This is a genomic window from Streptococcus caecimuris (assembly GCF_943193075.1).
In the GTDB taxonomy this organism is placed as follows: Bacteria; Bacillota; Bacilli; order Lactobacillales; family Streptococcaceae; genus Streptococcus; species Streptococcus caecimuris.
In genome coordinates, this window is the sequence record NZ_CALPCT010000030.1 from 1 (window position 1) to 12,114 (window position 12,114).

Below are 12,114 nucleotides of genomic sequence, written 5' to 3' on the forward strand. Positions count from 1 at the left end.
GCCCACTCAACCACTGCGTCTTGCTCGACAATCCAAAAACAATTGAGAGGCTAGGACTTTTGTCCCAGCCTCTTTTTTTACTGCAAGGAAGGCTCGTGGAATCTAGGCAACTGTTAGTCTCTAACATTAAAAGGAAAAAAATGTAAAAAAAGCTTGACAAAGCAAATGATTCGCAGTATGATTAACTAGTTAATTAACTGATTAATAAACTGGTTAACAAAAATGAAAAAGAGGTGAAGGATGAATAGGAGAAGAATGAAGGTTCTGGGACTCTTGTTTCTCGGTTTCTTTCTACTGACAGCTTGTGGAAGTCAAGGAAATGCGGGCAAGCCCCCTTCTAAAAAAGGTCTTAAAATTGTCACGAGTTTTTATCCCATCTATGCCCTGGTCAAGGAAATCTCTGGCGATCAAAATGACATCTGGATGGTTCAGTCAGGTGCAGGGATCCATGATTATGAACCCTCAACCAAGGAAGTGGCCCAGATCTATGATGCAGATGTATTTGTCTATCATTCTCAGACCCTGGAATCTTGGGCCGGTCGCTTAGATCCCAATCTTCAAGGTTCCAAGTTGCGAGTGATCGAAGGCAGCCAAGGAATGACCCTTGATAAGGTGGCTGGATTAGAGGATGTTGATGCTAGTCAGGGAAAAGAAGCCAAGCACTTGTATGATCCGCATACTTGGTTGGATCCTGTAAAAATCGCAGAGGAAGGAAAGATTATCGCCCAACGCTTGGGAGAGATCGATCCAAAGAACAAGGAGCGCTATCAGACCAATGCTCAAAAGCTTGAAAAGCGCTGTGAGGAACTGGTAGCCCACTACCAGCCTCTCTTTGACAAGGCCAAGCAAAAGACTTTTGTGACCCAGCATACGGCCTTTTCTTATCTGGCCAAACGCTTTGGTCTCAAGCAGTTAGGGATTGCAGGGATATCCCCAGAGCAAGAACCGACCGCTCGGCAATTGGCCGAGATCCAGCAGTTTGTCAAAGACTACAAGGTGAAAACGATCTTTGTGGAAAAGCACACGTCGTCAAAGGTGGCAGATAGTATCGCCAAGGCAACAGGGGCGCGTGTTAAGGTTCTGGATCCACTGGAAGCTGATCCACAAAATGATAAGGATCTATTAGAAAATTTAGAAGAAAATATGGCGACTTTAGCCAAGGAATTAGAGGAGTAAATCAAGAATGAAGAAAAAGGGAACGATTGGAATTGTAGCGACTTTGGGGCTAGGACTCTGTGCCTATGCGCTCAGTCAGCAACCACAAGTCAAGGAAGAGAAAAAGAATCAGATTCAGTATTTGCAAGCGGACAAGAAATCGTCATCGTCTGCCTCCAGTAAAAAGGAAGACAGCATCGAAGCGGTCAATGCCAAGGAAAAGACCCAGGCAGAGCAGATTGTCATCAAGATTACAGATGAAGGCTTTGTCACTTCTCATGGGGATCATTTTCATTACTACAGCGGCAAGGTCCCATTTGATGCCATCTTTAGTGAAGAGTTGATTTTGCGGGATCCAACTTATCAGCTGCAAGAAGCAGATATCGTGAGCAAGGTCAAGGATGGCTATATCATCAAACGCGCTGGGAAATACTATCTCTACTTAAAGGATGCCCAACATACAGTTAATGTGCGCTCGATCGAAGAGATCGCCCAACAACAAAAGGGAGGCACCAAAGAAGAAGGAGAGACGGGATCGGTGCAAGCTAGCTCCTCGCACAAGGCAGGCAAGACCCGTGACTTCCGTCAACCGAGTCAAGCGCTGAAAGAAGGTAAGACTCTTGAGATGTTGACGGCTAAGAACCATACAGGTGGTGGCTACCGTACGGACGATGGTTATGTCTTTAGCCCTGGAGATGTTATTTCAGATACAGGGGACGGCTTTATTGTGCCCCATGGAGGCCATTTCCATTATATTCCAAAGAGTGCCTTATCTGCTGGAGAGTTAGCAGCAGCCCTCTCCGTCTTAGGTGGTCAAGCCGGCCATCAGGCTGGGAACTCACGCCTAGCTGGAGCAAGCACAGAGCAAGGTACTCCAGATCAAGTCTCTCCAAGCCTTGGGAAGCAAGCGAGCAACCAGCCGTCATCCAGTCCAACCAATACACAGACAACCCCAACGACGTCTAAACCAGCTACCTCTAAACCGAGTCCAACCCTGACCAACTTGATCGAAGAATTGCAGAAAACACCTCTGTCTTCTCGTCATGTGGAGTCTGATGGTTCTGTCTTTGATCCAAGTAAGATTACCAAGTGGACCGATCAAGGAATTGTCTACCCTCACGGGGATCATTTCCACTTTATCCCTTACAGCTCCCTATCTCCTTTAGAACGTGAGCTGGCACGGCAATTCCAACTGCTTCGGGCCCAAGGTGCTACTACACCTGCTGAAATAAGACCAAACAAGCCTTCAAGTCCAAGTACAAAACCAATTGACCATGAGCACGAGCATGAACATGGAGATAGTCACGAGCATGAACATGGGGACAGTCATGATCACGAGCACGAAGAGGAGCACGATCATGGTTTCCATGCAGACATGGTCATCAGTAAGGACGAGGACGGTTACATGGTCGCTCATGGCAACCATGCCCATTATTTCTATAAAAAGGACCTCTCTCCTCAAGAGATTGCAGCAGCAGAGGCAACTCTAGCAGGTAAGAAAGAAGAGTCCAAGGGACAGCCACTGACAGATGATGTCGCCAGCTATTCTCGCGATGCCTCAGATGAAGAAAAGATCCAGTACATCAGCAAGACCTACGGCGTCCCTCGTGAGGCCATTAAGATTTCCAATGGTTTCTTTGTCTTTAACAATCCAGACCAAGAATACGATCCGACCCACATCCACCCTTATGCCGTTCGTAAGGAACACGTTCGGATTCCACTTGAAACGGGTAATCCTGAACTAGACTTTATCAATGAACTCTATGCAACAGCCCTTCGCTCGGGGATTTCTCCTTATAGCCTCCAGATTGAAAACGGCCAGTTTGTCATCCCACATGGCGATCACAACCACTACATCAAGGTACGATCAGCGGGACTAGCAGACTACTTAGCCCATCGCCTTCCTACCATCCAATCGCCATACAAAAAAGGAGACTTGGACAAGAAAGTCGTAGAGGAAAGAGTCAACCAACTTTTAGCAGAAAGCCGGACTCTTTACGCTTCTGATCCATTGCAACAAAGACGGATTGAGCTCATCTTGGGTCACTTCTTGGAAAATGTCAAGAGCTTCCCAAGCAACTCGACGGAAGGCTACCTGGCCAGTCTCAAACAGGTTGATGAGCAATACATCCATGCGACGCAAGCGATCAAACCAAAAGAAGAGACAGCCCTCGATCGTCGTTACCAGGAATTGCTGGAACAAGTGCGCTTGCTAGACACCGAAGCCTTCCAACTGAAGAAGGAAGGGTTGGTCTCACAACTGCAGGAAGCCTATGCTGCCAAGGACAGCAAGCGTTTAGAGCAGGAAGGGAAGCTATTAGAAGCTGTTCAGGAGATGCAAGATCGGACGGGTGTGACCTCGGTCGACTATCTCAAGTACTTCTATCAAAGCTTGAGCGATGCGCGCTTGACACCAGAACTGCGCACCAAGGCGGCAGATCTAGCTTTGAAACTCTATCGAGCCCAAGCATTTGAAGAAGCCTGGGATGCTAAGGCTCACTTTATGGAACTCTACCAAACCAAGCAGGCAATTGACCAGCTCTTCTCTCAAGAGAAAGGCCAAACCTATCCTATTGAAAAAACAGTTTTGGATCAAAAAGGAAGTCAGGCCCCATCTTATAACTTAGCAGTCTATGATTTCCTCAAGGGCTTATATGGAGAGTTGGACAAGGCGACAGAATCCCGTCAACGAACCAACATCCTGACAGCACTATCAGAGCAAATCCAGTCGCTCTTGCCACAAGTCGAAGACCAGGCCAAACGAACTGCCTTTGAAGCAAGTTTGGCTCAACTTGGAAATGAGACGGATCCAGACAAGGCTATTGCAAGTGGACAAGCTCTGTTACGCGAAATCAGTGACACCATTGAAAAGCAAAAACAAAAGCAAACAGAAGAGCCTCAGATTGGGGATGTCGCCCTTTATCAACAGCTCTATAACCAATTGATGGCCCTGCACCAACAATTGCAGGACAAGGGGGCTAGTGATGCTGTATTTGACCGCTTAGAAGCTCTCTTTGACCAATTGGCTAATCCAAAGAGTGACAAGTCAGCCTTACTACAGGCTATCCAAGCCTTTCAGGCAGAGTTAGCAGCAGTGCCATCTGCAAGCGAAGCGGGGAAACCAGCTAGCATGGTCGAAACGCCTGTAGCTACAGAAACTCCGGTAGAAAAAGAAGCAGCAGCTTCAGCAGGGAACAAACCTGCCACAACTGAGACAGAAACAGAGCTTGCAAGCCCAGCTTCCATAGAAGAAGGCACGCCAGATGCTCCATCTTCTCAGGACCAATAGAAAATAGAAAATCATCTGAAAGACATTTCAGATGATTTTTGCGTTCTAGTGAATAGAAGAGGTGGTCTCTTTTTTCAGTTGTTGAGTCTCAATCTTTGTGCTCAAGGAGCAGAGGTGAGGAGGACTCGACTGCTTTTTTTCACTTAAAAAATGCTGCCATTTGAACCAGAATGCGGGGAACCGTCTGCCATTTTTTCCAAGCTTGGACACGGGTATCGAGGAGTTGCTTGGCTAGACGTTCCAGCATTTCCCTTTCTGTAGGATCTAGGTCTTGAGCATTTTGAAAGATCTCTTTGATCTTGGAGAAATTTTTCAAGTTCCTCAAATCATTGATTGAAGTAATGCCTGCATCTAAGAAGAGGCCGAAGAAGGTATCAAAGAACTTCTTGCGCTCATCCGCCGATGTTTCGCGAACCCACTGCTTCAAGGTCTCGACGGTCTGCTGGCTATCGGGACTGGTTTGATCTAGGGTCACAAATTTATCTTTCTCAATCATCCAAGTAAAAGCGTCATGCTGGACAAAGCCACCAAAAGCTCGGCTTTTGACAATCGTAGCAGGCTCAGGGACTTCTAGCATCATGCCGACGATGGATCCTTGGGGGACAAAGCGACGAATGTTTGGGGATGTCCGCTGGTAGCCTTCGGTCTCGATAATGGCTCTGTTGAGGCCAGGAGCATCGTAGCTGTAGATGGCATCGACCCGTTCAAACAGACGATTTGGAAGGTAAGAGCAGGCATAGGTTGCGAGATTGCCCCCTTTGGAGTGACCGGCTACTAAGAAGCGCCCTTTAGGAAATTCCTTCATGACGTTTTGCAGGTAGCTGGCTGCGCGCCTCTGAGCTGGGACATGGTCCATATAGGTCATGTGGAAGTCTTCCTTCCAGCCGATCAAGGTGTCATCCGTCCCTCTGAAGACGACTAAATAAACATCCATGGTAAGACGATAGGTCATAGCCGCAAACTGCTTCTGAACATCGGGGTCATATTCGTTGACATAGTTGAGGAGTTTGATGTTTTTAAAACGCTTTGAACTAGCTAAGTCATCGACTAATTGCAGGTGTTGGTCTGTCACGATGAAATCGGTGGTTCGATCGACTAGCTCTGCTGCATCAGACAGGCGCACTGGAATCCCTGTTGTATCTCCTTGAGGCACAATGTGTCCAAAGGGCAGATAGGTCAGCTCTGTCAATGCGAGGACATCCAGCTCCTTGAAGGGGCGGTCATATATGGAATCGTAAGTCACTTCTTTTAGGTAATCAAAAATCGTCGACATCTGTGCCTCCCGTGTCTTATTTCTCTCAGTATAGCACAAAAATGGATGGAGAAAAAGCGCCTCCCATCAAGAAAGTAGGCCTTAGCTCTTCTTTCCCTCTGAAACAGCCTTTTTCTCTGCTGTTTAATCTGTTATAATAGGAAGAAGAAAAAAAGAAGGAAAGAAAGCCATGCATAAAATTCTCTTAGTGGAAGACGATGAAATTATCCGCCAACAGGTCAAACAATTATTGGAACAATGGGGCTATGAAGTGGTCGCAGTCGAGGATTTTATGGATGTCCTCGGGATCTTTGTCGAAAGTGACCCCCACTTGATCCTCATGGATATTGGCCTGCCTCTCTACAATGGTTACCACTGGTGCCAGGAGATTCGTAAGGTTTCAAAGGTTCCGATCATGTTTCTTTCTTCACGGGATCAAGCCATGGATATTGTCATGGCCATCAATATGGGTGGAGATGACTTTGTCACCAAGCCCTTTGACCAAAATGTCCTCCTTGCCAAGGTCCAAGGACTCTTGCGTCGCTCTTACGAATTTGGGACAGATCAAAATCTGCTAGAGCACCGGGGAGCCATCCTCAATCTCAAGTCCACGGACTTGGTGTATGAAGGGGAAGTCATCAAGCTGACCAAGAATGAATTTCAGATCCTGCGCGTCCTGTTTGAGCATGCAGGCAGTATCGTGGCGCGCGATGACATGATGAAGGAGCTCTGGAATAGCGACTTCTTTATTGATGACAATACCTTGTCTGTCAATGTGGCCCGCCTTCGCAAGAAACTAGAGGAGGCTGGCTTGTCAAACTTCATCGAAACCAAGAAAGGCATCGGTTACGGGTTGACCCATGAATAAATTTGGAACGATCTTCTGGCAGTATGTGGTATCCCGCAGGCGCTTGCTCTATCTAGTGCTTATCTTTTTGATCGTCGATTTGGTCTTTGCCTATCTCTTTCCAGAGACGGGGAATGTGTTCCTCTATGCGACTCTAGTACTAGGCTTTTTTAGCCTCTGTGTCTTGGTCTGGGATTTCGTCATAACCTTTCAAGACTATCGCAAAGTAGCCCTGTATGAGGAAATAGAAGTTGCTTCGCCTTTGGAACATCTCCTTTATGAAAAATACACGGAAGAACAGCAGGCGCGCTTGGAGGAAGGGAAGACAGCTCAGGCCAAGTTCAATGACCTGATGGACTACTATACCCTCTGGGTTCACCAGATTAAGACGCCCATTGCGGCCAGCCAGCTCTTGGTGCAAGATGTCGAGACACCCATTGTCAAGCAGCAGATGGAGCAGGAGCTTTTCAAGATTGACTCCTATGCCAATCTGGTTTTGCAGTACTTGCGACTGGAGAGTTTTCATGATGATCTGGTCTTAAAGCGCGTGTTGGTAGAAGATTTGGTCAAAGAAGTAGTCCGCAAGTACGCCCTCTTTTTTATCCAAAAGAACTTGACCGTGGATCTGCATGATTTGGAAGAGGAGGTCATCACCGATCGTAAGTGGCTCCTGGTCATTATCGAGCAGCTCTTGTCCAATAGCCTCAAGTACACCAGTACCGGTGGAATTGAAATCTATTTTAAAGACCAGACTCTCTATATAAAAGATAGCGGGATTGGGATCAAAAATAGTGATGTGCTCCGCGTCTTTGAGCGGGGCTTCTCCGGCTACAATGGCCACCTGACCCAGCAATCTTCAGGGCTGGGGCTCTATCTATCTAAGAAAATCGCAGAGCAATTGGGCCACAGGATCACCCTCCACTCAGAGGTCGGCCAAGGCACGACGGTTGCCATTCACTTTGAAGAGAAGAAGTTGGTCATGGATTAAGATTTCCCCATCTTACAAAAATGTAAGAAATAAAGGTCAAAATGAAAGGTTAGGTTATGGTAGCCGCCTTTTATTTTTTATACAATAGTCTCATCAAATGAAGGAGGTCAAGAAAATGAAACTCTTGAAATGGATGAAACAACCTAAAAAGATTAAGAAACCAAATGAGCAAACCGATCTGGAAAAGACGGAATTTGGTCTCCAAGTCCTGCAACAAACCCAAGAATTTTTCTTGATCTACTAGTAAAAGGAGAAAAGCATGTCATTACTAGATGTTCAACATATCAAAAAGATCTACAAAACCCGCTTTCAAGGAACGCAGGTTGAAGCCTTAAAGGATATCCATTTTACCGTTGAGAAGGGTGAATACGTCGCCATCATGGGGGAATCAGGATCCGGGAAATCCACCCTCCTCAATATCCTGGCTATGCTGGACCAGCCGACGGAAGGGCGGGTCTACCTAAATGGCACGGACACCTCCACCATCAAGAACAAGGATGCCTCCAGCTTCCGTCGCGAAAAACTAGGCTTCGTGTTTCAAGATTTCAACCTGCTGGATACCTTGTCTGTCAAGGATAATATCCTCCTGCCTCTAGTCCTCTCACGCAGACCGGTCAAGGAAATGATGAGCAAGGTCGATAGCGTGAGTCGGGAATTGGGCATTCACCAACTCCTTGAGAAATATCCCTACGAAATTTCTGGTGGGCAAAAGCAACGGGTGGCTGTAACACGGGCCATCATCACCTCACCTGAAATTCTCCTTGCTGATGAGCCAACAGGGGCGCTGGATTCCAAGTCATCAGCTGCTTTGCTAGATGTCTTTGAAGATATTAATAGCATGGGCCAAACCATCCTCATGGTGACCCACTCAACTGCAGCGGCAGCTCGGGCCAAGCGCGTGCTCTTTATCAAAGACGGAATTCTCTACAACCAGATCTTCCGCGGGGAAAAGACAGAGCGTCAGATGTTCCAAGAAATCTCGGATACCTTGACGGTCATGGCAAGTGAGGTGGAGTAGATGTTACGATTAACCACTAAATTAGCTTGCTCTAATCTGATCAAGAACCGCAAGCTCTATTATCCCTTTGCTATTGCGGTCATTCTCGCAGTGACCATCGCCTATCTCTTTGACTCCCTGACCTTTAATCCTCGCATTTCCGAGCTTCGAGGGGGCTCTTCTATAGTGTTCACCCTCAGCTTGGGATTCTTCGTGGTCAATGTCGCGGGGGCCATCATCGTGCTTTATGCCAATAGCTTCGTCATGAAAAACCGCTCCAAGGAGCTGGGAATCTACAGCATGCTGGGCCTTGAGAAACGCCATCTCATCAGCATGATTTTCAAGGAACTCTTGCTTTTTGGCTTTCTAACCATCTCAGCCGGAGTCTTGATCGGAGCTCTCTTTGACAAGTTGATCTTTGCCTTTCTCTTGAAACTCATGAAGATGAAGGTCCAGCTAGTATCCACCTTCCAACCTGGGATTGTGGTTTTGGTCTTTGTCACCTTTGGTCTCATCTTTGGCCTCCTGGTTTTTCTCAATGCTTGGCGCATTCTCCGTTTGAATGCCCTGCAGTTGACGCGTGAGAAGGCTAGTGGTGAAAAGAAAGCCCGCTTCTTGTGGCCCCAAACCATCCTTGGCTTAGCCTCTCTCGGTTTTGGCTACTACCTAGCTGTGTCTGTCAAAGACCCTATCATTGCGCTTGTGACCTTCTTTCTAGCCGTTATCTTGGTCATGATCGGGACCTACCTGCTCTTTAATGCTGGGATCACCGTCTTCTTGCATCTGCTTAAGAAAAAGAAGAGCTATTATTACCAACCCAACAACATGATCTCGGTCTCTAACCTCATCTATCGCATGAAGAAGAATGCAGTGGGCCTTGCGACTATTGCCATCCTCTCGACCATGGTATTGGTGACGATCTCTGCTGCCACCAACATCTATGTCGGTAGCGAAATGGTCAAGAAAATCATGGCTCCTCATGATTTCTCCGTCCAAGGAAAAGGGGTAGACCTGGAGCAGATTAATCAGAAATTTGATGAATTTGCTTCTGAGCATCATCTTGAGATCAAGAATCGTGACCTGATGACCTATGCCAACTTTGGGGTTAAATCACAAAAGGGCACAGCCTTCACCGTCTATCCAGCTGATGAACGCAGCGTCACTCCTAAAACCGTCTTTATGGTTTTTGATGTAGCTAGTTATGAACACATGACAGGCGAGCACGTCGATCTGACTGGCAACCAAGTCATCCTCTTTGCCCATAACAAGGATCTTAAAGGGCAAAAGCAGTTCACTATCAACGGGCAAGACTTCCAAGTCAAGGAAGAAGTGAGCAAGGATTTTATCACCGATCATGTTCCAAATCAGTTTAACATGCTGACGGAGGATTTCAACTACCTGATTGTGCCTGATCTCTCAGCCTTTGTTGCTCAGTTTCCAAATCTGGCCATCAATACCAATATCTACGGTGGCTTCAATGTCAATGTCGATGAAGACCAGCAACTCAAGCTAGCAGCCAGCTATGACAAGATGATCGATGAATTGAGCAGCCAACAGGGCCAAGGAACATTCATCTATGGAGGCAACCGAGCCAATGATGTGGCAGAGTTGAATAGCCTCTTTGGTGGCATCTTCTTTATCGGAATTTTCTTGTCACTGATCTTTATGGTCGGAACAGTTATCGTGATCTACTACAAGCAAATCTCAGAAGGCTATGAAGACCGTGACCGCTTCGTCATCCTCCAACAGGTGGGGCTCGATGAACACGAGGTCAAACGGACCATCAACCGTCAAGTGCGGACTGTCTTTTTCCTCCCTCTCATCTTTGCCTTTGTCCACCTGGCCTTTGCCTACCATATGATCCGCCTGATCCTCAAAGCCCTTGGCGTGATTAATAGTGGCCAAGTCCTCGTCGTCACCCTCAGTGTCTGTGCTGTCTTTCTTATCACCTACCTGATCGTCTTTTGGATCACCTCTCGGAGTTATCGTAAGATTGTGCAGATTTAGGAAAAGAAACTCAAATTAAATTAGAAACTTTCCTTAGGTGAGTACGGACGTCAGCGAACTTCGAAGAAGTTCCATGACTAATTATTGAGCCTAAGGTCTCAATAATTCCGAGTGCCTGAAACATAATTATTTCAGGCACTTTTCTCACAGCGGAAAGTTTCAATATACTCTAATAATAATCAGAAATCATTTTGATATTTTTGCACAATAGTCCAGCTAAGGTTATTCAAAGAAAAGAATTATCAATTTTTTTAAGCTCGCTTATGGCGAGCCTTTTCTGTGAAAACCGACTGCGATTGTTTTTGTTTTTCAAAGGGATACACAAAAAAGACTGAACCAGTCGAGTTCAGTCTTTGATCGATTTCTATTAAAGTGATGTAAGGAAAGTCAATCCCCCTAGGATGACACCTGCTGAATTTGGAATGATCAAAATCCAGTCTTTTTTAGGTTCCTTTGTCCAACCATAAATGACCCAGATCAAGCAAGAAATAGCAGCTGACAAGGGTTGGAAAGGTTGGGCCTTATTTCCCTGTAAATTAGCAATAATTTGTGGGATGTAGGCAATGAAAACGATAATCCCAATAAAGGCACCGATCGAGCCAACGATTTGGTTGATTTTTTGTTTATTCATAAAATTTTACCTCCGTGTATCAAAATAGCATAAGTAGGAAGAAAATGCAATTAATTTGCATGCTATGCAAGATGAAAATGATTACATTCGCACAAAATTAGACAATGTGTCAAAAAATGGCAACTAGAGAGAAGACTCTCTCGAAAAGAAATCCATCTTCCTGCAAAATCACAAGATTGTGACACTTTACAGTTCGGTAACATTTGAAAAAAAGACTTGAATTTGTAAAGGACAAAAGGTAGAATAGTGCATACTTTAAAAAAAGAAAAGGAAATGGTAGTTTCAAAATGAATGAAAAACAAATGAAAATTCTTGGTTGGGTTGCGACCTTTATGTCTGTTATGATGTATGTGTCTTACTTCCCACAAATCATGGATAACCTCGCAGGTCACAAAGGGAACTTTGTTCAACCCCTTGTCGCAGCCATCAACTGTAGCCTTTGGGTTTACTACGGACTCTTCAAAAAAGAACGCGATATTCCACTTGCTGCAGCCAATGCACCAGGGATCATCTTTGGTTTGATCACAGCCATCACAGCCTTGTAATTAATTAAAAAAGCTGGACAAAAGTGAACCGCACCCCAAAAGTTAGACAGAAAAAATCTAACTTTTGGGGTGTTTTTATTATGAAATTGACATATAAGGATAAGGTTCAGATCTATGAACTTAGAAAACAAGGGCGAAGCTTCAAAGAGCTTTCAAATATATTCGGGATAAATATTCCTAATCTTAGGTACATGATTAAATTGATTGATCGTTACGGTATAGAGTTCGTCAAAAAGGGGAAGAACCGTTATTATTCTCCTAAATTAAAACGAGAAATTATTGATAAAGTTCTGCTTGAAGGTCGTTCTCAAATAAGGGTGTCTCTAGATTATGCTCTCCCAAACCAAGGAATGCTTCCAAATTGGCTGGCACAATACAAGAAAAATGGGTATACTATTGTTGA

Annotated in this window: 10 protein-coding genes and 1 pseudogene; 9 read left to right on the top strand and 2 right to left on the bottom strand. The window is 45.5% G+C overall.

What is annotated here, in order from left to right:
• Positions 1–240: 240 nt before the first annotated feature.
• Together NFR56_RS09340 and NFR56_RS09345 are read left to right on the top strand one after the other, a co-directional pair.
• Positions 241–1,176 (top strand): metal ABC transporter solute-binding protein, Zn/Mn family, encoded by a 936-nt coding sequence (locus NFR56_RS09340; RefSeq protein WP_134974460.1) that lies wholly within the window; start codon positions 241–243, stop codon positions 1,174–1,176.
• A gap of 7 nt (positions 1,177–1,183) precedes the next feature.
• Positions 1,184–4,444, top strand: coding sequence for a pneumococcal-type histidine triad protein (locus tag NFR56_RS09345; protein WP_251458736.1), 3,261 nt, complete (start codon positions 1,184–1,186; stop codon positions 4,442–4,444).
• Between the two features lie 139 nt (positions 4,445–4,583).
• On the opposite strand, the gene NFR56_RS09350 is transcribed toward NFR56_RS09345, so the two are convergent.
• Positions 4,584–5,717: a DUF2974 domain-containing protein gene (locus tag NFR56_RS09350; protein WP_195487022.1), complete on the bottom strand. Its 1,134-nt coding sequence runs from the start codon at positions 5,715–5,717 to the stop codon at positions 4,584–4,586.
• Positions 5,718–5,886: 169 nt separating this feature from the next.
• On the opposite strand from NFR56_RS09350, the gene NFR56_RS09355 reads away from it, so the two are divergent.
• The 5 genes from NFR56_RS09355 (at position 5,887) to NFR56_RS09370 (ending at position 10,535) form a co-directional block, all read left to right on the top strand.
• Positions 5,887–6,564, top strand: a complete 678-nt coding sequence (locus NFR56_RS09355; protein ID WP_003006080.1) for a response regulator transcription factor — start codon at positions 5,887–5,889, stop codon at positions 6,562–6,564.
• Positions 6,557–7,531, top strand: a complete 975-nt coding sequence (locus NFR56_RS09360; RefSeq protein WP_155171457.1) for a sensor histidine kinase — start codon at positions 6,557–6,559, stop codon at positions 7,529–7,531. The genes NFR56_RS09355 and NFR56_RS09360 overlap by 8 nt, the downstream gene beginning before the upstream one ends.
• 115 nt (positions 7,532–7,646) lie before the next feature.
• Complete coding sequence (locus NFR56_RS09865; protein ID WP_004219855.1) at positions 7,647–7,775, top strand: hypothetical protein; 129 nt, start codon at positions 7,647–7,649, stop codon at positions 7,773–7,775.
• Between the two features lie 15 nt (positions 7,776–7,790).
• The gene (locus NFR56_RS09365) at positions 7,791–8,549 is read left to right on the top strand and encodes an ABC transporter ATP-binding protein (protein ID WP_049486585.1); all 759 of its coding nucleotides are present in this window, start codon (positions 7,791–7,793) and stop codon (positions 8,547–8,549) included.
• The gene (locus NFR56_RS09370) at positions 8,550–10,535 is read left to right on the top strand and encodes an ABC transporter permease (protein ID WP_251458739.1); all 1,986 of its coding nucleotides are present in this window, start codon (positions 8,550–8,552) and stop codon (positions 10,533–10,535) included. It abuts the gene before it with no gap.
• 367 nt (positions 10,536–10,902) lie between these two features.
• On the opposite strand, the gene NFR56_RS09375 is transcribed toward NFR56_RS09370, so the two are convergent.
• Positions 10,903–11,166, bottom strand: a complete 264-nt coding sequence (locus NFR56_RS09375) for a SemiSWEET family transporter (RefSeq protein ID WP_003012241.1) — start codon at positions 11,164–11,166, stop codon at positions 10,903–10,905.
• A 287-nt stretch (positions 11,167–11,453) separates the two neighbouring features.
• On the opposite strand from NFR56_RS09375, the gene NFR56_RS09380 reads away from it, so the two are divergent.
• Both NFR56_RS09380 and NFR56_RS09385 read left to right on the top strand, forming a co-directional pair.
• A complete protein-coding gene (locus tag NFR56_RS09380; protein WP_003006102.1) occupies positions 11,454–11,711 on the top strand; it encodes a SemiSWEET family transporter in 258 nt (85 codons plus the stop codon).
• An 80-nt stretch (positions 11,712–11,791) separates the two neighbouring features.
• A pseudogene (locus tag NFR56_RS09385) lies at positions 11,792–12,114 on the top strand (IS3 family transposase); the annotation flags it as partial.

Excerpts from the sequence above, each read along its gene's own strand:
- NFR56_RS09340 (WP_134974460.1), top strand. The coding sequence starts at position 241 with ATGAATAGGAGAAGAATGAAGGTTCTGGGACTCTTGTTTCTCGGTTTC.
- NFR56_RS09345 (WP_251458736.1), top strand. The coding sequence starts at position 1,184 with ATGAAGAAAAAGGGAACGATTGGAATTGTAGCGACTTTGGGGCTAGGA.
- NFR56_RS09350 (WP_195487022.1), bottom strand. The coding sequence starts at position 5,717 with ATGTCGACGATTTTTGATTACCTAAAAGAAGTGACTTACGATTCCATA.
- NFR56_RS09355 (WP_003006080.1), top strand. The coding sequence starts at position 5,887 with ATGCATAAAATTCTCTTAGTGGAAGACGATGAAATTATCCGCCAACAG.
- NFR56_RS09360 (WP_155171457.1), top strand. The coding sequence starts at position 6,557 with ATGAATAAATTTGGAACGATCTTCTGGCAGTATGTGGTATCCCGCAGG.
- NFR56_RS09865 (WP_004219855.1), top strand. The coding sequence starts at position 7,647 with ATGAAACTCTTGAAATGGATGAAACAACCTAAAAAGATTAAGAAACCA.
- NFR56_RS09365 (WP_049486585.1), top strand. The coding sequence starts at position 7,791 with ATGTCATTACTAGATGTTCAACATATCAAAAAGATCTACAAAACCCGC.
- NFR56_RS09370 (WP_251458739.1), top strand. The coding sequence starts at position 8,550 with ATGTTACGATTAACCACTAAATTAGCTTGCTCTAATCTGATCAAGAAC.
- NFR56_RS09375 (WP_003012241.1), bottom strand. The coding sequence starts at position 11,166 with ATGAATAAACAAAAAATCAACCAAATCGTTGGCTCGATCGGTGCCTTT.
- NFR56_RS09380 (WP_003006102.1), top strand. The coding sequence starts at position 11,454 with ATGAATGAAAAACAAATGAAAATTCTTGGTTGGGTTGCGACCTTTATG.